19 protein-coding genes are annotated in these 25,119 nt (G+C 66.3%); 4 read left to right on the top strand and 15 right to left on the bottom strand.

Annotation, left to right across the window (positions count from 1 at the left end; translation table 11 throughout):
• Positions 1–58 precede the first annotated feature (58 nt).
• A complete protein-coding gene (locus tag AC5P9W_RS15925; protein ID WP_111098209.1) occupies positions 59–1,042 on the top strand; it encodes a hypothetical protein in 984 nt (327 codons plus the stop codon).
• Positions 1,043–1,055: 13 nt separating this feature from the next.
• Here the strand turns inward: AC5P9W_RS15925 and AC5P9W_RS15920 are convergent, their stop codons facing one another.
• The 4 genes from AC5P9W_RS15920 to AC5P9W_RS15905 form a co-directional block, all read right to left on the bottom strand.
• The gene (locus AC5P9W_RS15920) at positions 1,056–1,376 is read right to left on the bottom strand and encodes a hypothetical protein (protein ID WP_058981328.1); all 321 of its coding nucleotides are present in this window, start codon (positions 1,374–1,376) and stop codon (positions 1,056–1,058) included.
• A 248-nt stretch (positions 1,377–1,624) separates the two neighbouring features.
• Entirely contained in the window at positions 1,625–3,457 is a 1,833-nt protein-coding gene (locus AC5P9W_RS15915; RefSeq protein WP_425605146.1) for a M3 family metallopeptidase, read from the bottom strand.
• A gap of 165 nt (positions 3,458–3,622) precedes the next feature.
• Entirely contained in the window at positions 3,623–6,085 is a 2,463-nt protein-coding gene (locus tag AC5P9W_RS15910; protein WP_495219354.1) for a S9 family peptidase, read from the bottom strand.
• Between the two features lie 166 nt (positions 6,086–6,251).
• The gene (locus AC5P9W_RS15905) at positions 6,252–6,581 is read right to left on the bottom strand and encodes a hypothetical protein (protein WP_021202747.1); all 330 of its coding nucleotides are present in this window, start codon (positions 6,579–6,581) and stop codon (positions 6,252–6,254) included.
• Between the two features lie 239 nt (positions 6,582–6,820).
• Between AC5P9W_RS15905 and AC5P9W_RS15900 the strand changes: the two genes are divergently transcribed.
• A complete protein-coding gene (locus AC5P9W_RS15900; RefSeq protein WP_288041706.1) occupies positions 6,821–7,597 on the top strand; it encodes a HipA family kinase in 777 nt (258 codons plus the stop codon).
• A complete protein-coding gene (locus tag AC5P9W_RS15895) occupies positions 7,575–7,976 on the top strand; it encodes a DUF3037 domain-containing protein (RefSeq protein ID WP_111102638.1) in 402 nt (133 codons plus the stop codon). The genes AC5P9W_RS15900 and AC5P9W_RS15895 overlap by 23 nt, the downstream gene beginning before the upstream one ends.
• A 155-nt stretch (positions 7,977–8,131) precedes the next feature.
• On the opposite strand, the gene AC5P9W_RS15890 is transcribed toward AC5P9W_RS15895, so the two are convergent.
• From AC5P9W_RS15890 to ligA, 10 genes are all read right to left on the bottom strand, one after another.
• Complete coding sequence (locus AC5P9W_RS15890; RefSeq protein WP_197575185.1) at positions 8,132–9,565, bottom strand: serine hydrolase domain-containing protein; 1,434 nt, start codon at positions 9,563–9,565, stop codon at positions 8,132–8,134.
• A gap of 64 nt (positions 9,566–9,629) precedes the next feature.
• A complete protein-coding gene (locus AC5P9W_RS15885) occupies positions 9,630–10,115 on the bottom strand; it encodes a DUF4952 domain-containing protein (RefSeq protein ID WP_031269791.1) in 486 nt (161 codons plus the stop codon).
• Positions 10,116–10,347: 232 nt separating this feature from the next.
• Positions 10,348–10,830 (bottom strand): REP-associated tyrosine transposase, encoded by a 483-nt coding sequence (locus AC5P9W_RS15880; protein WP_021202742.1) that lies wholly within the window; start codon positions 10,828–10,830, stop codon positions 10,348–10,350.
• Positions 10,831–11,049: 219 nt separating this feature from the next.
• Positions 11,050–13,572, bottom strand: a complete 2,523-nt coding sequence (locus tag AC5P9W_RS15875) for a membrane-bound PQQ-dependent dehydrogenase, glucose/quinate/shikimate family (protein WP_495219353.1) — start codon at positions 13,570–13,572, stop codon at positions 11,050–11,052.
• 364 nt (positions 13,573–13,936) lie between these two features.
• A complete protein-coding gene (gene gyrA, locus AC5P9W_RS15870; protein WP_111098195.1) occupies positions 13,937–16,651 on the bottom strand; it encodes a DNA gyrase subunit A in 2,715 nt (904 codons plus the stop codon).
• Positions 16,652–16,912: 261 nt separating this feature from the next.
• Positions 16,913–17,977: an S-methyl-5-thioribose-1-phosphate isomerase gene (gene mtnA / locus AC5P9W_RS15865; protein WP_495219352.1), complete on the bottom strand. Its 1,065-nt coding sequence runs from the start codon at positions 17,975–17,977 to the stop codon at positions 16,913–16,915.
• Between the two features lie 47 nt (positions 17,978–18,024).
• Positions 18,025–18,753, bottom strand: coding sequence for a DUF3011 domain-containing protein (locus tag AC5P9W_RS15860; protein ID WP_021202738.1), 729 nt, complete (start codon positions 18,751–18,753; stop codon positions 18,025–18,027).
• 141 nt (positions 18,754–18,894) lie between these two features.
• Positions 18,895–19,851, bottom strand: a complete 957-nt coding sequence (gene epmA, locus AC5P9W_RS15855; RefSeq protein WP_021202737.1) for an EF-P lysine aminoacylase EpmA — start codon at positions 19,849–19,851, stop codon at positions 18,895–18,897.
• Positions 19,848–20,333: a GNAT family N-acetyltransferase gene (locus tag AC5P9W_RS15850; RefSeq protein WP_019660365.1), complete on the bottom strand. Its 486-nt coding sequence runs from the start codon at positions 20,331–20,333 to the stop codon at positions 19,848–19,850. Before AC5P9W_RS15850 ends, epmA begins: the two co-directional genes overlap by 4 nt.
• Positions 20,334–20,380: 47 nt before the next feature.
• Positions 20,381–22,852 (bottom strand): NAD-dependent DNA ligase LigA, encoded by a 2,472-nt coding sequence (gene ligA, locus AC5P9W_RS15845; protein WP_495219358.1) that lies wholly within the window; start codon positions 22,850–22,852, stop codon positions 20,381–20,383.
• Positions 22,853–23,132: 280 nt separating this feature from the next.
• Here ligA and AC5P9W_RS15840 point away from each other — a divergent pair, with 280 nt between their 5' ends.
• Positions 23,133–24,257: a pyridoxal phosphate-dependent aminotransferase gene (locus tag AC5P9W_RS15840; protein WP_111102647.1), complete on the top strand. Its 1,125-nt coding sequence runs from the start codon at positions 23,133–23,135 to the stop codon at positions 24,255–24,257.
• A 95-nt stretch (positions 24,258–24,352) separates the two neighbouring features.
• Here AC5P9W_RS15840 and zipA read toward each other — a convergent pair whose 3' ends face one another.
• Positions 24,353–25,090: a cell division protein ZipA gene (gene zipA, locus AC5P9W_RS15835; RefSeq protein WP_019660368.1), complete on the bottom strand. Its 738-nt coding sequence runs from the start codon at positions 25,088–25,090 to the stop codon at positions 24,353–24,355.
• Between the last annotated feature and the right edge of the window lie 29 nt (positions 25,091–25,119).

Genomic DNA, 25,119 nt, shown 5'->3' with positions numbered 1-25,119 from the left:
CACCGGCGCTGTGCCAGACTCGCTTCGGCACCTGCCATGGAAGATGGAGCACCGCACGATGATGATCGTTCCCGCGTACTGGGCCGAAGCCCGCCTGCAGGCCCGTTTCCGTGGCCGGCCGGTGGTGGTGCGCCGCTTCGGCTGGTCCGACGAAGGCCCTGCAGAGGCGCAGGTGCACGCCGACCGCCGCGCCAACGAAGCCCTCAATGCCATCCTCGCCGGGCAGGCGCTGCCGCGCCGCGAAGTGCGCAGCAACTACGGCGTGGAGGGCGTGCCGATCCGCGAGCAGATCGTGCAGCGCGACGGCGACGTCATCATCACCCGCAACAGCTATGGCGCACTGTGCCTCAACAGCCCGGACGTGCTGTTCGCCGACATCGACCATGCGCAGCCACCGGCGGGTTGCGTGATGCCCGCTGTCATCGCCGCAGCGCTGCTGTTTGCTGGCGCTATCGTCGGCACCCTGCTGTGGCACTGGCTGGTGGGACTGGTATTGGGCGTGGCGGCCGTAGTGCTGGTGAATGCCGCGATGCTGATGCAGCGCAGGCGGCGGCTGGCCGCCGCCGGTGGCGCCGAAGGTGTGGCGCTGCAGCGGGTCGCGGCCTTCAGCGAACAGCATCCGGACTGGCATCTGCGCGCTTACCGCACGCCTGCGGGACTGCGCGTGCTGGCGATGCATGCCACCTTCTCGCCCGAGGACGAGCAGCTGCAGGCGTTCTTCAAGGCACTGGGCACCGACACCTTGTACGCGCGCATGTGCCGACTGCAGCACTGCTTCCGTGCGCGGCTGACACCGAAGCCGTGGCGCGTCGGCCTGCGTTATCGCATCCGCCCGCCGGTGGCCGCGTGGTCCGCCGAACAGGCCAACAACCCGGACCGTCTGGCCTGGATTGCCGAATACGAAAAGAAGAGCGCTGGCTTTGCCGCGTGCACCTACCTGCGCAGTTTCGGTGATACCGCGCGCATCCATGCCAAGGCCGAGCACGTGCGTGCGCTGCACGACCGCCTGTCGCACGCGCAGGACCGTCTGCCGCTGGCGTGAGCGCAGCAGGCGCTCAATCAGCGCCCTGTACGAACGGCTGCCCTGCCAGGGTAGTGCCCAGCCGCATCGCGACCTGCTGCCCGCCCTTTTCGAAGGTTGTTGCGCATTGCTTGGCGCCCTTCTGGCATCCAACTTCCGGAAAGCCCTCGAGTGACTCAGGCGCGCCCTGGACCGGACTCGCCTGCCACCCTGCCGCATCCATCAGGCGCTTGGCCTTGGCATAAGGCATGCCGGCAACAATGCCCAGCTGCGCCAGTTCGGAGGGGAGTGATTGCGCATGCAGGATCGGCGTCATCACCAGCGCCAACACTGCGGCGATACGTTTGGACTTCATTGGTGAAACCCCTGGCAGACAGCAACAGGCCTGCAGCGTATCGCAGCTTCCGCACGCCATTGCACCCGCATCACATACGGTTACGCAATCGCAACGGCCGATGACACGAGGTCACCCCGGGGCCGCATCCGGTTCGCTTCGCGCGCAGCCAGCGCATTGCTGGCCGAGTCGAGGACCGCGGAAAGCGCGTCCGGCTCGCTGCGCACCGCGTACATCACCCGGGTGCCGGTCAGCAGCAGGCTGTCGCCTCAGCGACCGCGCTGGCGCTCGATTTCCGCGTGCAGTACCTGCAGCTGCGCCAGGTACTGCTGGAAGATGCCCAGATCCTCCTCGACCAGGCGTGGCCAGTCGGGCTTCGCATTCAGCAACTGCTCGACCTGCTGCTGCGGCGGGCGATCAAACCCTTCGCCCAGGACGGCCAGGTAGCGCTCCCTGAATCCCTCCGGATCCTGCTGGTCCTGTGCGAAGAGCTGCACCGCAATCAATCCGGCATACAGGTAATTGGCCAGGTAAAGCGGATCCTCATACATCAGCCGCTTGGATACCCAGGTGCTGCGCAGCTCGGGATACTGCTCCGATGCGCCGCCATACCGGCCCAGTACCTTCACCGTCATCGCATCAAGCGCGTCTGCGTTGCCAACCTCATCGGCGGCCACTTGCTGATAGATGGACTGTTCCAGATCGGCCTCTTCAGACGATACGAACAGCTGCAGGATGATGTCATCGAGCAACGACTTCAGGTAATACGCCTTGGCACGTGGATCGCTGGCCTGCCGATAGAGCTGATCGCGGAACTTCAGTTCGTTGTAGATGGCGAAGGCCTCGGTCAACCACTTGTTGCCGTTGCGCTGGAACGAGGATGCGCCACCGCGCTGCATCCACTGCCCATGCATGGCATGGCCGGCTTCGTGAGCGATCTGGACATCCCCCTCCAGATCGCCCTGTCGATGACCAACGAACAGCAGCGAAGGCGCGCCAGGGGCGCTGATCGAAAACGCATCCATCGCGCGCCGCCCTGCCGATCCACCCAGATCCATGTGTCCGCCCGCAGGATCGAGCAGCCCGCGCAGCCCTGTCACGTAGTCCGGCCCCAGCACCTGCATCGATGCCGCTGCCGCATCACGCAATTGCGCCAGGTCAAGCGGCGGAGGGATATAGCCCGCATCAGGCAGGCCCATGTCCCAGATCCTTGGGGAGGCCTGGCCCATGCGCTCAAGATGGGTCAACTGCATCTGTTGATAGTTGCGTCGCAGCGGCGCGTGGCGCGCTACTGCCGCCAGTGTCGCGTCGACGGCGGCCTGATCCAGGCCCATGTGCCGGTAGCTGCGGTCAGGCGCAGTTCCATCGCCCTGCAGTTCCGACGCTTGCTCGTTGAGGCGGACCAGGCCCAGCAGCACCGTTGCCATTTCGCGGCGCCGCGACGCCATTCCCTGCCAGTAAGCACGCCATGCCGCTTCGCGCAGTGAACGGTCCGGCAGGCGGGAAAGGGCTCGCGCATCGGTGCGGCTGTCAAACGTGCCGCCTTCATGTTCGAAGCGCGCAAAGGGCGCCGATTGCAGCAGCTGCCGGTGCAGTCGCCCGAAGCTGTCCAGCGCCGGGTCGGCCAACGTGTCGACCGCATCCACCAGCGCGGCATTGGCCGGCTGCACACCCTCCCGCAACGCCCGTTCACGCAGGTCGGCATGCGGCTCGATCCAGGCAGCCTGCGCGGGCGCATCACGTAATGCCTGCTTGGCAATCGCCGCGATGCGTCCACATGTGCCGGCCACTTCGCCCTGGGTGTTGGCCAGCCGGGCATCATCAGCATTGCGCGCTGCCTGAAGATGCAGGTAGCCATGGTGCCGGAGGCACTCGCCATACAGCTGCTCGGCCTGCTGGAACCGCACGTCTGGCGGCGCCTGAAGGGCCTTGAGGGCATCGGTGCTGCGCTCGAGGTTCTGCCATGCCTCACGTTCAAGGGAGGCGCTGCCAAAGTAGCTGCGGTCATCTGCCCGCAGAGCCTGCGCTTCCACTCCGTGTGTCATCCCGGCCAACAGCGTCGCGATGACAAAAGTGATGGCGCGCATTCCATTGCGATGCATCGATGTCTCCTGGTCCGTTTCCATTCCCAGCTTAGCAGCCCGGGTGGCCCCGCATGCCGCATGGCAGGTGGCTTCCCGATTCCCGATTGCGCATCCGGATCCAGGCCGTCTGCCCACTCACATCCCGAGACAGAAAGGCCACCCGGAGGTGGCCTTTCTGTTCCCTTACTTGGCGTTCTTCACGTAGGTGTCGAACCAGTTCAGCATTTCCGCCACCAGCTGCTCGTTCGATTCCAATGCGGTGTACCAGTGCGGTTCGTTCGGCAGCATCACCAGGCGGGTGGTGCCGCCGTTGCCGCGGATCGCCTGGTACAGCTTGCGCGACTGGAACGGCTCGGTGCCCGGGTTGGCGTCGTCCTCGCCGTGGACCAGCAGCAGCGGCAGCTTGATCTTGTCGGCATAGAAGAACGGCGAGGCCTTCAGGTACACGTCCTGCGCCTGCCAGACCGAGCGGCGTTCGTTCTGGAAGCCGAACGGGGTAAAGGTCTTGTTGTACGAACCGCTGGTCGCCACGCCGGCCTTGAACAGGTTGGTGTGCGCAATCAGGTTGGCGGTCATCAGGCCACCATGGCTGTGACCGGTCACGCCGATGCGGTTGCGGTCGACCACGCCCATGTCCACGGCCTTGTCCACCGCCGCCTTGGCGTCGGCTTCCAGCTGCTCCAGGTAGGTGTCGTAGGCGTTCTTCGGGTCACCCACGATCGGGAACGAGGCGTTGTCGATGATCGCGTAGCCGGCCAGCAGCATCAGGCGGTACGGCTGCAGGCGGGTGAAGGTCTGCTGCGAACCGGACACCTGGCCGGCCTGCGCGGCATTGGCGAAGTCGGCCGGGTACGCATACAGGATCGCCGGCACGCGCTGGCCTTCCTTGTAGCCCGGCGGCGTGTACAGGGTGAACGACAGGTCCACGCCGTCGGCACGCTTGTAGGTCACCAGCTGCTTCTTGATCTGGCGCACCTCCGGGGTCGGGTCGACCAGCTTGGTCAGCGCGGTCGCGGTGGACGCGAACTGCGCCTCGCCGGTCTTCGCATCAGCCACTGCCTCACCCTGCTGGCGGATGAAGGCGTTCGGAGGATCGATCACCGACTGGTGCCAGGTCAGGTAGCGCCCCGGCGTGTTGCTGAAACCGAGGAACTGCTCGTAGGCATCGGCGCTGCTGCGGAACAGGCGCTCGCTTTTCAGCGTGCCCAGGTCGAGGCGGTCCAGGAACGGACGGTCGCCCTGCGGCGAGGCGCCACGGCCGCTCAGGAACACGTGATTACCCTCCTGGCGCACGACCTGTGCGCCGTTCGGCAGGCGGGTAAAGACCAGGTTGCCGGGGTTGCCGTACAGCTCATCGCTGGACATGTCCCACAGCAGGCGGCCTTCCTTCTTCGGCTGGTCCACATCGACGATGCGGGTCTGCATCCAGTGGCGGTTCTCGTCGTTCTCGAACTGGAACGCCACGGCCGGATCGGCAGTCCATGCGAAGCCCTCAAATCGCTGCGCGGTACGGGTGATTTCGGTCGGCTTGCCGTTGAACGGGGCCTTCAGCATCAGCACGCGGTCGCGGTGCGGCACGTTGACCTTCCAGTCGCCCTTGTCCAGTGCCTCGGCATAGACCAGGGTGGCCGGATCGGTGGCACGCCAGTCGAAACCGCGCGGGCCTTCCGGTACGCCGTGCACCGGCACGCGGTCGGCCAGCGGCAGGCTGGCAATCGGCGTGGATTTGCCGCTGGCGATGTCCAGCACGGCCACGTCGTTGGCGAAACGCTGGTAGGTCACCGCATGCGAGTATGGCGCCTTGATCGATTCGGTCAGCACGTGCACGCCATCGGGTGCGGCGCTGATTTCGTTGAACAGCGCCGGCTGCCCGACCGGACGCACGCTGTTGGCGACGGTATCGACCACGGCCAGCTGCGAGGCGCCGTAATAAGCGAACAGCTTCTCGTCATGGACGCTGGTCAGCGTGTCGCGGGCTTCGTAGGTGCTGCTTTCGCCGCTGCTGCCCAGCGACTCCTGCGCGTCCGGACCGGTCGGCACGCCGCCATTGGACGGCGCCGGGCCCTGGTTGGCCGGCACCAGCTTCACCAGCAGGTTCTGGCTGCCGCCCAGCCACTGCACGGTATAGCCGAAAATCGGGTTCAGCTGCACGTTCGGCACCTGCTTCACCTGGCCGGTGGCCGCATCGCCCACCCACAGCTGCACGCTGGTATCGACCGCATTCTGGAAGGCGAAGTGGCTGCCATCGGCCGACCACAACGCGCCGGTGGCGCAGCCCTGCGGCAGGTTGACCTTGGCCTCCTTGCCGCTGCCGATGTCGACCAGGGTGAAGTCGGCCACGCAGGCCGGAATGCCGTAGCCACCGGGGGTGTCATGGCGACTGCGGTTCTTCGGCTCCAGGCGCACGCCGGCCAGCTTCAGATACGGCTGGGCGACACGGCTGATCGAAGGGTAGGTCTGCGCGGTGGTCAGCAGCAGGCGCTGGCCGCCCGGGGCCACGTTCGGCGCCGGCGGCGGCGGTGCCTTCAACACCTTGAGCAGGTGTTCCGGCGGCTTCGCGTAATCGGCAAGCGCCGGGCCAGCGGCCAGCAGGCCGACGGTGGCAACGGCAACGGCCGCCGCCAGAGAGGTTCGACGGATGAGCATCCTTATCCCCTGGGTGTGAATGGGTACCCGGAATCGGGCATGAACCCGAATCTAGCACCGCAGGGGTTGTCGTGAATGGGCCGGAAGGGCTAGTGGCCGGATGGGGCAAAGTGCAGCCCCGGCAGGTGCCGCGGAACTGCCGGCACCTGCCGGGCGTGGCCTGGCACTACTGCTGCGCGTGCAGGTCCCAGGTGGCCAGGTAATCGGGATCGACCACGATCATGCCGCTGGTGCGCATGCGGTATTCCCCAGGCTCGGCTGGCTGGTACTGGTCCAGCATCGGCGGCAGGTAGCGCTCGTGGCCATCATTCTCGTCGGCCAGCACCACGCCCTCGTCGGCGCTGATGCGCAACACCGTGCCGGCGTACTGCTCCAGCCCCTTCACCTGGCCGTCGCCACCATAGCGGGTGACCCCGACCAGTACGACCTTGCCGATCATTTCTTCCGCCTTGGCATCGTCCAAGGCCGGCAGAATGGGAGTGAATTCGTCGCTCATCGGTGCACCTCCGTAGCCTGCAGGACATCGTGGATGAGGTTTCCGCTTCGCAGTGCGCGTCGCTGGCAGCCGAGCAGGTACCCAGCCTGGAGCCTCTGCATCGAGAGTGCCAGTACGCCCATGAACCCAAGGGTTCCTGGAGCACGATGCTGCCATCGCAGGCAGAAGGGACAGGTGAAGGCCGAAATCGGTCCCCGCCGATCAGAGGGTTGCACCTGCACCCACGCTAGAATGCACGCATGCGCACCGTACATGCCCTCCGCTACATCACGCCCTTGCGGGAAGGTGGCTCCCTGCCGGCCGTGGTCGAGACCGACGACGACGGCATGGCCGTGCTGAAGTTTCGTGGCGCCGGCCAGGGCCCGAAAGCGTTGATCGCCGAGCTGATCGCCGGCGAAATGGCGCGTACGCTCGGCCTGCCGATTCCGGAAATCCTGTTCGTCGAACTGGACCGCGAGTTCGCCCGCACCGAGCCCGACCCGGAAATCCAGGAGCTGATCCGCGCCAGCGAGGGCCTGAACCTGGGCCTGGACTACCTGCCCGGTGCGATCAACTACGACCCGGCGGCGATGCCGGTGGACGCCGACCTGGCCTCGCGCATCGTCTGGTTCGATGCGTTCACCAGCAACGTCGATCGCACCACGCGCAATCCCAACCTGATGGTGTGGCATCGAAAGCTGTACCTGATCGATCACGGTGCGGCCATGTACTTCCATCACGACTGGGCCAACGCCGGCGATGCCTGCGAAAAGCCGTTCGTGCTGATCCGCGACCACGTGCTGCTGTCGTTCGCCAGCCGCGTCGCCGAGGTGGATGCCGAACTGGCCGCGCGCCTGACCGATGCCGAGATCGAGCGCATCGTCGGCCTGGTGCCGGACAGCTGGCTGGTCAACGAGCCGGCATTCGAAAGCCCGCAGGCCTATCGCCAAGGCTACATCGACTATCTCAAGCATCGCCTGAAAGTGCGTGCGGTGTTCGTGCAGGAGGCCATCCGTGCCCACGTTGCACACGTATGACTATGCGGTCATCCGCGTGGTACCGCGGGTGGAACGCGAGGAGTTCATCAACGTCGGGGTGATCGTCTCCTGTCCTGGTGCGCGTCATCTGGAGGCGGCCATCGAGATCGATCCTGCGCGCCTGCGCGCCTTCGCGCCGGCGCTGGACCAGGAGGCGCTGCAGCCGTGGCTGGATGCGATCGTGGCGATCTGTCGCGGCGACGCCAGCGCCGGGCCGATCGCACAGCTGCCCGCGCGTGCGCGCTTCCATTTCCTTACCGCCAAGCGCAGTTCGGTTGTGCAGATGTCGAGCACGCATGTGGGTCGTACTGCCGATCCTGCGGGGGTAGTGGAACACCTGATGACGAAGATGGTGCGGGTGCCGGCCCCGACTGGGTAACGCCGGCCGGCTAACGTCGACTGGGTAACGTCCACTGGATGACGTCGACTGGGTAGAGTCGACTGTTAGTCGACTGCCATTAGCGGAACGATCGAAACGCCCGCGCTTCGCGCGATAGTCGACCAACGGTCGACTCTACACGTATCGCCCCGCGCTCACTGCAACGGCAACCGCCGCGCGATGTAATTGACCACGTTGCCAATTCCGTCCGGATCAACATTGGCCAAGCCAACGATCACATACCCCTGCGCAGGCATCACCACGATGGCACTGTTCGACCCCGGCGCACCGCCCTCGTGGCCGTACTGGTGTTCCCTGCCCTCGCCTTGCACCACGAAGCCAAAGCCATACCATCGCTTGTGATTCTGTGCCGTGGTGGCCTGCTGCAGCACTGCCGGCGAGACCAGCTTTCCGCCGCGCAACGCCTCGGCAAACCTCAGCATGTCGGTGGCCGTGCTGTAGCCGCCTCCGGCAGACATGCCGCGCCAGGGCAGCGACTTCGTTTCACGCGTCCATTGCCCGTTCGTCTTCGTGTAGGCAACGGCACGCTGTGGCACCTTCACCGTTTCCGGTTCGAAGCCGGTGCCGGTCATGCCAGCCGGTCGCAGGATGTGGTCGTCCACGTAGGCGTAGTACGACTGCCCTGAAACGGCCTCGATGATGCGCCCAAGCACGATGAAACCGTAGTTGGAGTAGCTGTCCTGGCTACCGGGCGCGAACTGCGGTGCATCCTTGGCGAAGCGCTGCACGTAGTCATCCAGCGTCTTCAGCGAGGCCGAATACTGATCGAAATCATCGCCGAAAAAATCGCCAAGGCCACTGGTGTGGGTCAACAACTGGCGAACCGTCACCACATTGGCGACAGCCTTGTTCGGGTAGTCGGGCAGGTGCTTGCCGATCGTATCGTCCAGCCCCAGCCTGCCGGCCTGCACCAGCTGCAGGATGGCCACCGAGGTGAACATCTTGTTGGACGAGGCCAACCGGAAGCGTGTGTCCGCCCGCACCGGAGTACCGCTTTCGCGATCTGCTTGGCCGCCCCGCCAATCCAGCAGCACTTGGCCGTTACGCGCCACGAGCAACGCTCCCGACAGCGCGTCCTGTGCGCGCAACGCGTCCAGCTTCGTCCTGGCGTCAGCCATCAGGACCGGCAACGCAACACGCTCCGGCGTGTACTTGTCCGGTACTTTGGTGCCTTCGATCTGGAACAGCTTCAGGTGTGCTGGATGGTCCGGGTCCATTTCCGCCGTCACCCACATCGCACGCTCGTTCAGCTCGCCCATCACCAGCAGCTTCGCGTGGCCGGGCGCGTGTTCGCCCTTTTCCAGCACGCGCAGCAGGCCGGTGCTCTCGCGGAACTCGAGATAGTCCTTGGGAGCGCTGCCTTCCTTCTTCGCATACTTGTCGGCGAAAGCCTGCAACGCATCGAGACTGCCTGCGTTGAAAGCCACAAGCCAGTCATCGATGGCGTCCTGCGCATGCGGATGTGCAGGTTCGGAGGTGGTTGCGCCAGCCGCAGGAAAAACCGGCGCGGCCGTCAGAAGCGGACAGGCCAGCGCAGCGCACAGCAGCAGACGTCCAACAGCCTTCATCGCAGTTCCTTTGCAGGGATCCCTGCACGCATCCTAGAGCAAGCATCCGCCTGCCGCATCCACGCTACGGGCTCTGCCGAAACACCTCCACCGTAACGTTGAATGCTTCGATGCGCCGCCACTCGGCCCGATCATGCGGCAGCGACTCCACGCCCATCCCGATCTGGTACCTCAGCGTGTCTGCACCTTCACGCCAGGTGTAGGGCCCGCCATTGCTCCAGCCGCAGCAGGTGTAGCGCAGCACGGGCATGCCGAACGTTGCATGCAGATACGCTTCGACCTGCTCGGCGCGGGCGCCGGCAACGCGGTAGTGGGCTTGCATCGGCTTGATGTAGGACACGTCGTCCTGGGTGCAGCCCACATATTCCAGCCCTGCCGGCTTCCGCCCCATTGCCTGCAGGAAATCCTGGCAGGGGGTGTCTGGTCGCGCCAGGCCGTCGGCACGACCCTGCAGCTCCCAGTCGGCCAGCGCCTGCGCAGGAGCGCGGTCGCCGGACAACGACGCCAGCAGCAGAACGTAGAGGGCAGGATGGAACATCGGATTAGACATCACGGGGCGATCCTTCGCAGAGAGTCGCCGGAATGCTAACCGATGTCTGCGCTATCGCCGCGCCATGCTCTCTTCGCTGAAGCGTCACAACGTGGTGGTGACGGTGTAGCCCCTCGGTAGACCGGCAAGGTAGAGTCGACTGTTAGTCGACTATCGCGCGTAGCGCGGGCCTCCCAGCGTGATCGAGAGAACCAGTCGACCCTATCCGGTCGGATCTACCGGGTTGGCTGTATCAGCATTCACCCTCGGAGGGCGACTCCAGCTCGCTCAGCGGCCAGCGGCACCATCCGTACGGATGGTCACCCACCTGCTCGGCAAGACCCGCTCGAACGGGATTTGCCAGAATGTAGCCGGCGTGCCGCTGCAGCGATGCGTCACTGCGGATCGCATGGTCGTGATAACCCGCCTGCCAGATTGCACCCTGCTTCCCTCGCCGCCGGTTGATCAGAAAACTGCTGCGCGCCTTGAAGCGCTGCACGCAGTAGCCCAGCGAATGGCCACGTAGTTGAGCCAGCCAGTGGATGTGATCCGGCATGATCACCCAGGCAAGCGACGCAGTCAGGCCTTCCCGATCCATCGATCCAAGGAGCTGCATGGCAAGGTCGGCATTGGCAGGGCAATCGAAGACGCGATGGCGGTTCCTGCACACCATGGTGATGGTGTAGACGTTGCCGACGATGGATCGGCGGCCGGCAAGCAGTTGAGGGCTGGGCATGAGTTCGAGAATGCCCGCCAGGATGGATTCCCGACATCGGTTCATTGCCAACGCCAGGATCAGGGATCATCTCGATACAGCGTCCGGGGATGTGGAGTCGCCCGGGTAGCGTCGACTGTCGCGCGAAGCTGGGGCTTTCCAGCGCGGGAGAAAAGAGCAGTCGACTAACAGTCGACTCTACCCGGTCGACTCTAGCCAATCGGTTATACCCTGTCGGCACTACCTGGGCAGCGCAAATGCCATCACGTAATCGCCCTTCGGGGTCTCCATGAAGTGGTGGCCGCCGGCCATGATCACCACGTACTGGCGGCCGGCCTGCTCGTACACCATCGGGTTGGCCTGCCCGCCCGCTGGCAGCTTGGCATGCCACAGCTCCTTGCCGGTCTTCAGGTCGATGGCGCGCAGCAGGTCATCTGTGGCGGCGGCGATGAAGATCAGGCCGCTGGCGGTCACTACCGAACCACCGTTGTTCGGCGTGCCGATCTCGATCGGCAGGCCGGAGCGGATGCCGAACGGTCCATTGCCGCGTGCACTGCCGAACGGGCGGTCCCACAGCAGCTTGCCGGTGCGCAGGTCGATGGCACGGATGCCGCCATAGGGCGGCTGCTTGCACAGCAGGCCGGTGAATGGCAGGCGCCAACCGGCGTTGACGTCGATGGCATACGGCGTGCCGACCTGCGGATCGCCGGCGCCCTCGCCACCGCCCTTGTCGGCGCGGATCTTCTCGCGCGGCAACCAGCCCAGCCGGTCGGCCTCCGCGCGTGGCACCAGCCGGTTGTAGTTGGGCATGTCGTTGTAGTTGGCTACGATCACGCCGCGTCGCGTGTCGATGGACACGCTGCCCCAGTCCGAGCCGCCGTTGTAGCCGGGGTATTCGATGGAATGGCGCTCGCTGCTCGGCGGCGTGTAGAAGCCTTCGTAGTACGCCTTGCGGAACTGGATGCGGCAGACCAGCTGGTCGATCGGGGTGATGCCCCACATGTCACGCTCGGTCAGGTCATGCTCGCGACGCAGCGTGTGGTACAGCGAGAACAGCTGGGTGGGTGAACGCTGCTCGGGCTCGACGCCACCCACCGGTACCTTGCGCTCTTCGGCAGCAGTCAGCAGCTGGCCGTTGCGGCGGTCGAGAATGTAGATGTCACCCTGCTTGGTCGGCAGCAGGATCGCCGGCACCTTGCCTGCAGCCGTCGGGTAGTCGATCAGGCTGGCCTGCGAACCGAGGTCGTAGTCCCACACATCCTTGCGCACGGCCTGGAAATGCCAGGCCGGCTTGCCAGTGCTAACCTCGATCGCCACCAGCGAGGTCGAGTAGCGGTTCTGGTTTTCAGTGCGTGAGCCACTCCAGTAGTCACCGGCTGAATTGCCCAGCGGCAGGTAGACCAGCCCGAGCGCCTCATCACCGGTGGCCGTGGTCCACATGTTCGGGGTGCCACGCGTATAGGTCTGCTCGCGTGGCGGCAGTCCGCTGCGCTCGGGCTGGTCCATGTCCCACGCCCAGCGCAGCTTGCCGGTGACCGCGTCGTAGGCCTGGATCACGCCCGACGGCGCATCGCGGCGCTGCCCATCCAGCACCTGGTGACCCGTGACGATCACCCCACGCACGATGGCCGGTGGCGAGGTGATCGAAACATAGCCCGGTGGGACCTCGCCCATGCCCAGGGTGATGTCGACCTGGCCGTTGTTGCCGAAATTCACGCACGGACGGCCGCTGTCCGCGTCCACTGCAATGATGCGCCCGTCCAGCGTGCCTTCGATGATGCGCGCCCAGCACGCCCGACGGCTGCCGGGTGCGGCGCTGCGGGTGACCGTTGGCGGTGGCTCGGGAAGGGCCAGATCCGCAGCCGCATCGGCCAACGCCGCATCGGCAATGGTCGGCGTGCTGGGCTGCTCGTAATAGCTCACGCCACGACAGGCGGCGGTATACGGAATCGAAGCATCCCTCACCTTTGGATCGAACCGCCACAGTTCCTTGCCACTGGCGGCGTCGAGTGCGATCAGGCGGTTGCGCGCGGTGCACAGGTACACGCGGTCGCCGACCTTCAGCGGCGTGGTTTCCGCACCCCAGCGGTTGTTCGGCATGTCGCCAGTACGGAACTGCCAGGCCAGCTGCAACGTGGCCACGTTGGCCGGGGTGATCTGCTGCAGCGGCGAGTAGCGGGTGCCGGCATTGCTGCGCCCCCAGGCCGGCCAGTCGCCTTCGGCGGGCTGGTCAGCCGGCTGCAGGCCAGTGGTATCGCGCGTAGGTTCCAGTCCGGCACTGGCTGCGCCTTCCGGGAATGGCAAGTGCCCATCCACTTCGCCATGCGGGGCGAAAGCCAGACCGAAGGCCGCCACGAACACCAGCATCAGCACGCCCGCCACGCTGCGCGACAGGCGTTTTGAAACCGGTTCGCGAAGGGTCGGCGCGAGCAGCGCCAGCACGATGCCGAGCGCGGTCACCAGGCCCAGCCGCGGCACCCAGCGCCAGTAGTCGCTGCCTGACTCCCACCAGGTCCACAGCAGCGTACCAATGAACACCAGTGCGTACAGCAGCGCCCCGCTGCGGCGGTTGCCGAACAGCAGGATGCCGCTGGCCAGCAGGCCGGCCCCGGCGATGGCGTAGTAGGCCGAGCCCCCGAGACTGAGCAGCCACGCCCCCAAGCCGCCGATGACCAGGCCGAGCACGACCAGCAGCAGCGACAGCACGGTGACAAGGGGATGCCGGGAGGCGCGGGCGGGAGCGGACTGCGGCGTGGCGGACATCGTCGATCTCCGGGGGCAGCATGCGCCCTTATCCCACCGCCGATGTGAAGCGCGCGCGTATTTTCTGGGTGGACCTGACGGGGTGATCGTCGGCTGGGTGATTGTCGGCTGGGTGATTGTCGGCTGGGTAGAGTCGACTGTTAGTCGACTATCGCGCGCAGCGCGGGCTTTTCATCGCCGTGCGCAGAGCAGTCGACTAACAGTCGACTCTACCGCAGCGATCGGATGGTCCGCAGCAATCGGATGGTCCGCAGCGATCAGATAGTCCGCAGCGATCGGAGTATCCACCACGACCGGAAGATCCGCAGAAATGACGACGCCGGCACAGGGCCGGCGTCGTCGGGTACCTCTCACAGCGGCAGGGTCATTCCTGCGCGGCGTCCTCGCTGCTGGCCGCAGCCGGTGCGCCGTCGGTCGTGGCGGGGGTGGCGACCGCCACCTCGTCCTCGTCCTCATCGATCGAGGCATCCAAGCGCTCCACCGCCTGCAGCTTCTCATCCTTGGACAGACGGATCAGGGTGACGCCCTGGGTGTTGCGGCCGACGCGGCTGATTTCCGAGCCACGCGTACGCACCAGGGTGCCGCCATCGGAGATCAGCAGGACTTCGTCATTCGAGCCCATCAGCACCGCAGCGACCAGCTTGCCGTTGCGCTCGGTGGTCTGGATGCCGATCACGCCCTGGGTGCCACGGCCCTTGCGCGGGTAGTCCGGCAGCGGGGTGCGCTTGCCATAGCCGTTCTCGGTGGCGGTCAGGATGTACTGCACGCTGGCGTCATCGGCACTATCGATCACCGCATCGCCATTGGCGGTGGCTTCCTCGACACCGTTGTCGTCGTCGTTCTCGTCCTCGATGCCACCGGCACTTTCGGCCACGATCAGGCTGACCACTTCCTCGCCGGCCGGCATCTTGATGCCACGCACGCCGGTTGCGGTACGGCCCATCGAGCGGACTTTGTCCTCGCCGAAGCGCACGGTCTTGCCATTGGAGGCGAACAGCAGGATGTCGCGCTGGCCGTCGGTCAGGCCGACGCCGACCAGGGCATCGCCCTCATCGAGATTGATCGCGATCTTGCCGCGGGCCAGGCGGAAGGCGAACTCGCCCAGCGGGGTCTTCTTGACCGTACCGTTCTTCGTGGCAAAGAACACGAACTGGCCATCGGCGTACTCGCGCACCGGCAGCACGGCCTGCACGCGTTCGCCCGGTTCCAGCGGAATCCAGTTGATGATCGGACGGCCACGGGCGTTGGAACCCGCTTCCGGCAGTTGGTAGACCGGCAGCCAGAACACCTTGCCCGAACTGGTGAAGGTCAGCAGCGTATCGTGCGTGTTGACCAGCCACAGCTGTTCGATGAAATCCTCTTCCTTGGTCGCCGCCGCACTGCGACCACGGCCGCCGCGGCGCTGCGCGCGGTACACGCTGACCGGCTGGCGCTTCACGTAGCCGGCGTGGGACACGGTGACCACCACGTCTTCCGGCGCGATCAGGTCCAGGATGTCCAGGTCTTCTTCGCTGTGGCGGATTTCGGTGCGACGTTCGTCGCCGAACTCGGCCTTGACGTTGACCAGCTCCTCGCGGATGACCTGCAGCAGGCGATCGGGATCTTCCAGGATGTGGATCAGCCCGGCGATCACTTCCAGCAGCTGCTTGTACTCGTCGGTCAGGCGGTCCTGCTCCAGCCCGGTCAGGCGGTGCAGGCGCATTTCCAGGATCTGGGTGGCCTGGATCTCGGTCAGCTGGTAGCCGCCCTCGATCAGGCCCACGCCCTTGGGCAGGTCTTCAGGACGCGATGCTTCGGCACCGGCGGCACCCAGCATCGCACCGACCAGGCCCGGCTCCCACACGCGTGCCAGCATGCGCTCGCGGGCTTCATTCGGGTTCGGCGAGGTCTTGATCAGTTCGATCATCTCGTCGATGTTGGCCAGTGCGACGGTCAGGCCTTCCAGCACATGGGCACGGGCGCGCGCCTTGCGCAGCTCGAACACGGTGCGGCGGGTGACCACTTCGCGACGGTGGCGGACGAACGCCTCCAGCATCTGCTTGAGGTTCATCAACTGCGGGCGGCCATCGACCAGCGCCACCATGTTGATGCCGAACACCGATTCCATCTGCGTCTGCTGGTACAGGTTGTTCAGCACAACCTCGGCAGATTCGCCGCGCTTGATCTCGATGTAGATGCGCATGCCGTCCTTGTCGGACTCATCGCGCAGCTCGCTGATGCCTTCGATCTTCTTTTCCTTGACCAGCTCGGCGATCTTCTCGATCAGACGCGCCTTGTTCACCTGGTAAGGAATTTCGGTGACGATGATCGATTCGCGGCCGTTGTCGGCCACTTCGATATCGGCCTTGGCACGGATGCGCACGCGGCCACGGCCGGTGCGGTAGCCGGCGACGATGCCGGCGGTGCCGTTGATGATGCCGGCAGTCGGGAAATCCGGGCCCGGGATGTATTCCATCAGGCCGTCGACATCGATGTCCGGGTTGTCGATCAGCGCGATGCAGGCGTTGATCGATTCGCTCAGGTTGTGCGGCGGGATGTTGGTCGCCATGCCCACCGCGATGCCAGCCGAACCATTGACCAGCAGGTTCGGGAACCGGGTCGGCATGACCGTCGGCTCCAGTTCCTTTTCATCGTAGTTGGGCTGGAAATCGACGGTTTCCTTGTCGATGTCCGCCATCAGCTCATGCGCCAGGCGCGACATGCGCGCCTCGGTGTATCGCATCGCCGCAGCGGAGTCGCCGTCGATCGAACCGAAGTTACCCTGGCCGTCGACCAGCATGTAGCGCAGCGAGAACGGCTGAGCCAGGCGCACCAGCGTGTCGTATACCGACTGATCGCCATGCGGGTGGTACTTACCGATGACATCACCGACGATACGCGCCGACTTGAAGTAAGGCTTGTTGCTGTGCGCGTTCAACTCGTTCATCGCGAACAGCACGCGACGATGCACCGGCTTGAGGCCGTCGCGCGCATCCGGGAGCGCGCGGCCCACGATCACGCTCATGGCGTAATCGAGGTAGCTCTTGCGCATCTCGTCTTCCAGGTTGACCTGGATGATTTCCTTGGCGGTTTCTGCCATTCGGGTTCCGTTGTCTGGTAGCGGTCCAGTCCGGCGCAGCCCTCTGCGGGAGGGGGTCGCGCCGGAACCTCGATTCAACCTGTGGATACTACCACAACAGGCCGTTTTCCGCCTCCCTTCATGGGGATTTTACCGGCACAAATCAGGAACTTAGGGCCCCATACCGCCCTGTAAAGCCGAGCCCATGCTCGGCTGCGGCGGATTCGCTGGCTGAGCCGAGCATGGGCTCGGCTCTACAGACATCCTCGATCCTGTCCCGCCTCAGCCGTCGAAGGCGGTGCGCATGTTGTGGGCGGTCGGGTTCAGGATCACCCCGCGCTCGGTCACGATGGCGTCGATCAACTCGCCCGGGGTGACGTCGAACACCGGGTTCCAGGCGGCGATGCCCTCGGCCACGGTGCGGGTCCCGCCCACGCCGTACAGTTCGCCCGGATCGCGCTGCTCGATCTCGATCTGGCTGCCGTCCACGGTGTCCATGTCCACCGTCGAGGACGGCGCTACGACCATGAACTTCACGCCGTGATGGCGGGCCGCGATGGCCAGCTGGTAGGTGCCGATCTTGTTGGCGGTATCGCCATTGGCGCAGATGCGGTCTGCGCCGACGATCACCCACTGCACGGCGCCGGTCTTCATCAGGTGCGAGGCAGCCGAATCGGCGATCAGGGTAGCGTCGATGCCATCCTGCTGCAGTTCCCACACGGTCAGGCGGGCGCCCTGCAGCCAGGGCCGGGTCTCGCCGGCAAACACGCGGGCGATGCGGTGCTGGGCCATGCCAGCGCGGATCACGCCCAGCGCCGTGCCGAAGCCTGCGGTGGCCAGCGAGCCGGTATTGCAATGGGTCAGCACGCCGCTGCCGGCCTCGATCAGGCCAGCACCCAGCGCCCCCATGTGGCGGTTGGCGGCCAGGTCTTCATTGGCAATCGCCTGCGCTCCCGCCTCCAGCAACGCCTTCCAGTCTGCGCCGGCGGCGTTCAGGCAACGGCGCATGCGCGCCAGCGCCCAGGCCAGGTTGACCGCCGTCGGGCGCGACGCATTGAGACGCTGCAGGGCCGGCTCCAGCTGCTGCAGCGCATGCGCGCCATCGGCGGCCTGCACCTCGCGTGCCGCCAGCACCACGCCCCACGCGGCGGCAATACCGATCGCCGGCGCGCCACGCACGGTCAGCGCGTGGATGGCGCTGGCAACCTCGTCACTGTCATGGCAGACCACGTGCTCGACCACGAACGGCAGCTTGCGCTGGTCCAGCAGTTGCAAGGCATCGCCGGTCCACAGGATCGGGCGGATGTGGTCGTAACGGGCGTAGTCGATGTCGGAGGCAGTGTTCATGGGCCCATTGTAGGGCCACGCCCCGCGTGGTTGGAGCCTGCCCCGGCTCAATTCACCGAGAATTCGGCGCGGCAGCCGCCGTCCACCCAGATCCCGTTGCGGTTCCAGCCCCAGGTGCTGCCTTCCTCGCAGGGCGTGCTGGACAGCTGCTCGGAGACCACAGCACCCACCGAAATGCTGGCGCCGCAGAAGCGGCGCTTCTTCGACTTCGATTCGCAGGTCAGGCGGCGCGGCACATCGACGAAGCGGCCCTCCTCGTCGGCCACCTCGAAATCGCCCTGGCAGCCACGGCTGGTCCAGACTTCATTGCGCTTGTAGCCCCATCCCTGGCCTTCGCGGCACGGCAGCACCGACAACTGGCGAAGCAGGCGCACCGGCGCGCCATCCAGGCGTACCGGGCAACTCTGCGGACGGCCATTGGATTCGCAGCGCACCACGCGGCGCACCAGGCGCTTGCCTTCCGTTGCCGCAGGCGCCGCACCCTGCGCACGGCGCGCCCGGAATTCGGCGCGGCAGCCAAGGGTGACCCACACGCCGCTGCGGTCGGTGCCCCACTCGCTGCCGCGGATGCAGCTGTTGCTCGACAGCTGGCGCACCAGATCGACGCCGTTGTCCACATCGATATCGCAGTGCACCCAGCCCATGTCGCGCGATTCGCAGGTCACCACTTCGCCGTCATAGCCTGCCTGCTGGGCCGACGCCGATGACGGCAGCCAGGTACCCCAAAGCGCGATGGAGTACACCGGTGCCGCCACGACCGCAAACCACTTGACCAATGCCTTCCCCAACAGGAGTGGACGAATTCCGATGCCAGTGTCCCGCATCTGCCGTGATAAGAGCATCATCCCGCTTACCGAAGCAAGCGCGGAAACGCGGCAATCCGTTCAGTCTTCAACGTTCAGGAACGTGCGCCGCACTCACGCGTGGGCAAAGTCGTAGGCCAGCACATCAGCAATCCGCGGCGTGCGGTTCATCGCCATCAACAGGCGGTCGACACCCACCGCCACCCCGGCGCAGGCGGGCATCGACGGCAGCGCCAACAGCAGCGCCTCGTCCACGGCCGGTAGCACCTGGCCGCGCTCGTGGCGGCGCTGCAGATCGCGCTGGAAGCGCGCGCGCTGCTCGTCGGCGTCGTTCAGTTCGTGGTAGCCGTTGGCCAGTTCCACCGCGCCCAGGTACAGCTCGAAACGTTCGGCCAGCGGGGGCGTGCCCGGGCGGACGCGGGCCAATGCTGCCTGGCTGGCCGGCCAGTCGTGGACCACGGTCATGACATCGCCATCGAAGCGCGGCTGGATACGGTGGGTCATCAGCAGATCCAGCCAGTCATCGCGGGTCAGCCCGACCGGGTCAATGTGCACCTCGCCCAGCGCGGCACGCAGCGCGGCCTCATCGGCCTCGAACGGATCCACGCCCACGTACTGCTGGAACAGCTCCCGGTAACTGAGCACATGCAGCGTCGCATGGCGCCCGACCAGGGCCAACGCCTGGCCTACCAGCTCGGCGGTTTCCTGCACCAGCCGGTGGTGGTCCCAGCCGACCCGGTACCACTCAAGCATGGTGAACTCCGGGTTGTGGCGGCCGCCGGCCTCGCCATTGCGGAACACCCGGCCCAGTTCATAACAGTCGCCCACGCCGGCAGCGAGCAGGCGCTTGAGCGGATACTCCGGCGAGGTGCGCAGCCATCGGCGGCGTCCGCCGGCATCGACATGGCCGGTGAAGTCGGTATGGAAGCTGTCGATGTTCGGCTCGGTGTTGCCCGCGACCGACAGGATCGGCGTCTCCACCTCAAGCACATCGCGCTCTGCAAAGAAGCGGCGCACCAGCGCATTGAGCGCGGCGCGCTGCTGCAGCGCGCGCAGCAGGGCCTCGCTCACAGGATGCCCTCCGGGCGCGGATGGTCGAGCGGCAGGGTCAGCAGATCGCGCGTATCGTCGATGTAGCCGCTGGCCAGGTACAGGCGGCGTGCCAGTTCGTTGTGGTGGTTCACTTCCAGGCGCAGGCGGCTGACGCCACGACCGCGAGCGCGCTGTTCGCAGATGGCCAGCGCCTGCTTGCCGCGGCCACGACCGCGCGCGCGATGGCTCAGGTACAGCTCGTCCAGCAGCATGAAGTGGCCGCCCTGCTCCAGGCTGAAGCCCATCGCGATCACCGCGTAGCCGACCACCTCGCCCGCCTCGTCCAGCCACAACAGCACTTCGCCATTGCGCGGATCGGCCAGCAGCGCGTCCACGCCGCGACGCACGCGCGCGTCATCGAAGTCGATCCTGTCTTCGGCGTAGAACTCGCGCATCAAGGTGATCAACAATTCCTCGTCGGCACGGGTGGCCAGGCGGAAATCCAGTGGGGCGGTCTGCATCTGTGTTCCTTTGTGCTGCATGCCAGGCGCGGCACCCGGCGGGATCGTCATTCGTGTTCGGCAAGGTAGGCCAGCAGGCGTTCCTCGTCCCACACCGGCACGCCCAGCGACTGCGCCTTGTCCAGCTTGGAGCCGGCCTCGGTGCCGGCGACCACGAAGCTGGTTTTCTTCGACACGCTGCCGGAAACCTTGGCGCCCAGCGCCTCCAGGCGCTCCTTGGCGACATCGCGGGTGAGCTGGGCCAGGGTGCCAGTGAGCACAACGGTCTGCCCGTCCAGCGGGCCCGCGACGATCTCGGCCAGCGCCGGCGCCTTGGCCAGGATCTGCTGCATCGCCTTCTCGGCCGCCAGCAACATCTCGCCATGGCCATCGGCATCGAGCCACTCCGCCAGTCCGCGCGCGGTGTCATCGGGCAAGCCGGCATTGACGAACTGGCCATGCTCGGCATCGAGCACCGCCTGTGCCCCCGGGAGCGCTGCCACCAGTTTTTCGGCGCGCAGACGGGTGATGCCGGGGATCTCCGATTCGACCAGCAGCTGCGCCAGGTCCAGTCCCTCGCGCAGCTTGGCACTGGGGGCATGTACATCGCTGATGTGCACCTGGCCGACCTGCAGCAGGTCATCGATGGCCTGCTGGTTGCCCTGCTGTTCGAAGAAGTGACCGAGCGAGCGCGCCACTTCGCCACCGATGTCCGGCACGCGCTTGAACAGCGGCCACGGCAGATGGCGGATCAGTTCCAGGTCACCGAACCACTGCGCCAGGGCCTTGGCGGTGCTCTCGCCAACGTGTTCGATGCCGAGCGCGAACAGCAGGCGTTCCAGCGTGGCGGCACGACTGGCGTCGATTGCTGCGATCAGGTTGTCGGCCCACTTGGTGGCGATCTTCTTCGTGTTCCATTCGAAGCTGGCGGGCTGTGCCAGCGCCTGCGCGCGCCAGCCCGGATCGCTGCCGTCCAGCTTCAGCACGGCGTTGAGTACCGCGCCACTGCCCTCGGCGGGCAGATGCGGTTTCAGCGCAGCGGCCAGTGCGGACGGGTCTTCCGCATCCAGCACCAGCTTCAGGTGGAGCAGCTGGTCACGACTGAGCCGGTACAGGTCGGCCACGCTCCTGACGATGCCGGCGTCGACCAGGGTTTCGATGTACTTGTCGCCCAGGCCATCGATGTCCATCGCGCGACGCGAGGCGAAATGGGCAATGGCTTCCTTGCGCTGCGCCGGGCAGGACAGTTCGCCCGAGCAGCGCCATGCCGCTGCCCCTTCCTCGCGCACGATCTCCGAGCCGCACACCGGGCAGCGCGTCGGCATCTGCCACGGCATAGTGCCCTGTGGGCGGCGATCGAGGATGACGCTGACCACTTCCGGGATCACGTCGCCGGCACGGCGCACGATCACGCTGTCGCCCACGCGCACATCCAGGCGTGCGATCTGGTCGGCGTTGTGCAGGGTGGCGTTGGACACGATCACGCCGGCCACGGCCACCGGTGCCAGTCTCGCGACCGGTGTTGCGGCACCGGTGCGGCCGATCTGGATCTCGATGGCCTCTACCGTCGTGCTCTGTTCCTGCGCCGGGAACTTGTGCGCGATGGCCCAGCGCGGCGCGCGCGAAACGAAGCCCATGGCCTGCTGGCCGGCGCGGTCATCCAGCTTGTAGACCACGCCGTCGATGTCGAACGGCAGGCGATCGCGGCGCTCACCGATATCGCGGTAGTAGCCGAGCAGGCCATCAGTGCCCTCCACCACCTTGCACAGCTCGCTGACCGGGAAGCCCCAGGCGCCGAGCTGGGCCAGGGTGCCCGAATGGGTATCGGGCAGCTCGCCGCCCTGCACTTCACCGGTACCGTAGGCAAAGAAGCTCAACCTGCGCTGCGCACTGATCTTCGGGTCGAGCTGGCGCAGCGAACCGGCCGCCGCGTTGCGCGGATTGGCCAGCACCTTGCCGCCGTGCAGGCGCGCACGCTCGTTGTAGGCCTCGAAGTCGGCGCGGGCCATGTACACCTCGCCGCGCACCTCCAGCACATCCGGCCAGTCCTTGCCGTGCAGGCGCTTGGGAATGTCGCCAATCTCGCGCAGATTGGCCGTCACGTCCTCGCCGGTCGTGCCATCGCCACGGGTCGCGCCGAGCACGAAATGACCGTCCTCGTAGCGCAGGCTGATCGCCAGCCCGTCCATCTTCGGCTCGGCCGAAAACCGCAGGCTGCGACGCCCCAGCCGCTCGTCAATGCGGCGCACGAAATCAGCCACCTCCCCGTCGCTGAACGCATTGGACAGCGACAGCATCGGCACAGCATGGCGCACCTCGGCGAAGCGGCCGGAAGGACGCGCACCGACCTGCTGGGTCGGGCTGTCGGCGCGGGCCAGTTCAGGATGTTCGCGCTCCAGTGCTTCCAGTTCGCGCACCAACCGGTCGTAATCGACGTCGGGGATCTCCGGCGCGTCCAGCTCATGGTAGGCGCGGTTGGCCTGGGCGATCTGCCGGCGGAGGTCGTCGGCGCGTTCGGCGGGGCTGGGACTCATCGGGATCCGGTGGTTCTGGGATGGCCGGGGATTCTACCGCGCCCGGCCGTCAGGCCCTGTAACGCCCTGCCTTCGCAGCGTCGCGCCATGCTCGACGGCCGCTCCCCTGCCCTGGTGGCCAACCTTCTCCCCTCCCGGCAGGTGCCGACCTTCTCCCCGCCCCGGCAGGTGCCAACCTTGGTTGGCACACCTGCAGCCGAGCATGGCTCGGCACTACAAAAAGCGGGCTTGCCGCCCACCGCGACCAGCGCTAGCGTGCGACGGTCTGCCCTTCGGAATCGTGCCCGTGACCCTGCCTGCTTCCCGTCGACGCTTCCTGCAACTGGCCGGTGCTGGCCTCGCCGTCGCTGGCAGCGGGCTGCCGCAGCTTGGCCATACCCAACCGGCGACAGCCGCCGCTCCCGCCCCCGCCGAAGGTGCGGTGCTGCTGAATTTCAACGAATGTCCCTACGGCCCCTCGCCTGCAGCCCAGCAGGCAGCACGCGACAGCATCGCCGGATGCGGTCGCTACCGCTTCGCGCTGGCAGGCCAAGTGCGCGATGCCTTCATCGAGCAGGCGCGCATCCCGGCTGATCACGTGCGCCTCTATCCGGGTTCCAGCGAACCGCTGAACCGTGCCGCCGTGCTGTGGACCGGGCCGCAGGCGGGACTTGTAGTCGCCGACCCGACCTTCGAGACGCTCGGCGAGGTCGCCGCCGCCCACGGTGCGCATGTGCAGAAGGTGCCGCTGCGCGAGGACGGTGCGCATGACCTGCGTGCGATGGTCGCTGCCGCGCACGCGCGCCCGACCGGGCTGCTGTATGTGTGCAACCCGAACAATCCGACTGGGTCGATCAGCCCGCCAGATGAGCTTGCCTGGCTGCTGGCCCACAAGCCCGCATCGACCCGCGTGCTGGTCGACGAGGCCTACCTGCAGTACAGCGATCAGCCCAGCCTGATCACCCAGGTGACGCAGCGCGATGACCTGATCGTGCTGCGCACGTTTTCCAAGCTGTACGGCATGGCCGGCCTGCGCCTGGGCGTGGCGGCCGCACATCCCGACCGTCTGCGCGAACTGGCCAGCCTGGGCGACAACCCGCTGCCGGTTCCGGCGCTGGCGGCGGCACTGGCCAGCCTGCGCGACCCGCAGCTGATCCCCCAGCGGCGCCTGCAGAACGCCACGGTGCGGCAGGCCACCATCGCCTGGCTCGGCAAGCGCGGGTTCAGCTGCGTACCCTCGGAGGCGAACTGCTTCATAGTCGACGTGCAGCGCGATGGCAGCGCGTTCGCCAAGGCAATGGCGGAGAACGGCGTGGTGATCGGGCGCAGCTGGCCGATCTGGCCGCAGCGCGTGCGCGTAACGGTCGGCACCGAAGAGGAGATGGCCGCATTCCGCCGTGCGTTCGCCAAGGTGGCCGGCGTACCGGCCTGACCCTGTTGGTAGGGGCGAACCTTGGTTCGCCCCATCCACGCATGGCGTGGATCTACTGTTGTGGGTGCCGACCGTTGGTCGGCACACCATGGCGCTTACCAGCGAGGGGTCTTGGTCAGCGGCGGTGCCTGGTGCTGGCGGTCGTAGGCGCGCAGCTCGTCACGGATGTGCGCGATGCGTTGGCGCCCCAGGGCGTTGCGGCTGTCATCCAGCACCACGCCATCGAGCAGCTCGGCCATGCGCTGCACGGTCGGCAGCATCTTCTCCCAGGCGTCCAGCGCGGTCAGCGGCGCCGGCAGCGTCAGGAAGAATGCGATGGCCGGGGTTTCCATGGCGCGGATGTTGGCCATGTCGAAGCTGCCCGGCTTCATGATGCTGGCCATCGAGAAGATCGGCCCGCGTTCGGGGTGGCCTTCCACCAGGCGGTGGAACACGTTCATGTGGCCGAACACCAGGCCGGTCTTCTCTGCGGCCACCACGATGTCCTCGCCACGCAGCTGCTCGCCGGCCCGGGCGGCCACGAACAGCGAGACGATCTTGTCGAAATCCTGGGTGGCGCGCTTGCCGAGGTCGCTGGCGCCCGGGTCGGTATCGGTCAGGCCGAGTTCGGCCTGCTCGCCCTCCGTGCCCATGCCCGGTTCGACGCGACCCTCGGCCACGGCGACGCCGTCGTCGCCCAGCACCGGCTCACGGCGCTCGCCACTGGTGGGCTCCGCGCTTTCCACGCGGCGCCCCTGGGGCTTTTTCTTCGGACGGCCAAACAGGAAGATCGCGGCGATCAACAGCAGGCCGGCGGCCAGGATGCCGATGCGCAACAGTGCCGTGTCGGACATTCGATAGGTTCTCCGGCTAGTTCATTCAG

The sequence above is a fragment of the Stenotrophomonas sp. YJH_SMC_33 genome, from assembly GCF_059372295.1.
This window is presented reverse-complemented; position numbering and strand designations above follow the sequence as displayed.

Coding starts and splice junctions, on each gene's coding strand:
- AC5P9W_RS15925 (WP_111098209.1), top strand. CDS start 59: ATGATGATCGTTCCCGCGTACTGGGCCGAAGCCCGCCTGCAGGCCCGT.
- AC5P9W_RS15915 (WP_425605146.1), bottom strand. CDS start 3,457: ATGCATCGCAATGGAATGCGCGCCATCACTTTTGTCATCGCGACGCTG.
- AC5P9W_RS15875 (WP_495219353.1), bottom strand. CDS start 13,572: ATGTCCGCCACGCCGCAGTCCGCTCCCGCCCGCGCCTCCCGGCATCCC.
- AC5P9W_RS15900 (WP_288041706.1), top strand. CDS start 6,821: ATGCGCACCGTACATGCCCTCCGCTACATCACGCCCTTGCGGGAAGGT.
- AC5P9W_RS15890 (WP_197575185.1), bottom strand. CDS start 9,565: ATGAAGGCTGTTGGACGTCTGCTGCTGTGCGCTGCGCTGGCCTGTCCG.
- AC5P9W_RS15880 (WP_021202742.1), bottom strand. CDS start 10,830: ATGCCCAGCCCTCAACTGCTTGCCGGCCGCCGATCCATCGTCGGCAAC.
- mtnA (WP_495219352.1), bottom strand. CDS start 17,977: ATGAACACTGCCTCCGACATCGACTACGCCCGTTACGACCACATCCGC.
- AC5P9W_RS15910 (WP_495219354.1), bottom strand. CDS start 6,085: ATGCTCATCCGTCGAACCTCTCTGGCGGCGGCCGTTGCCGTTGCCACC.
- AC5P9W_RS15850 (WP_019660365.1), bottom strand. CDS start 20,333: ATGCAGACCGCCCCACTGGATTTCCGCCTGGCCACCCGTGCCGACGAG.
- AC5P9W_RS15905 (WP_021202747.1), bottom strand. CDS start 6,581: ATGAGCGACGAATTCACTCCCATTCTGCCGGCCTTGGACGATGCCAAG.
- gyrA (WP_111098195.1), bottom strand. CDS start 16,651: ATGGCAGAAACCGCCAAGGAAATCATCCAGGTCAACCTGGAAGACGAG.
- AC5P9W_RS15920 (WP_058981328.1), bottom strand. CDS start 1,376: ATGAAGTCCAAACGTATCGCCGCAGTGTTGGCGCTGGTGATGACGCCG.
- zipA (WP_019660368.1), bottom strand. CDS start 25,090: ATGTCCGACACGGCACTGTTGCGCATCGGCATCCTGGCCGCCGGCCTG.
- AC5P9W_RS15885 (WP_031269791.1), bottom strand. CDS start 10,115: ATGTCTAATCCGATGTTCCATCCTGCCCTCTACGTTCTGCTGCTGGCG.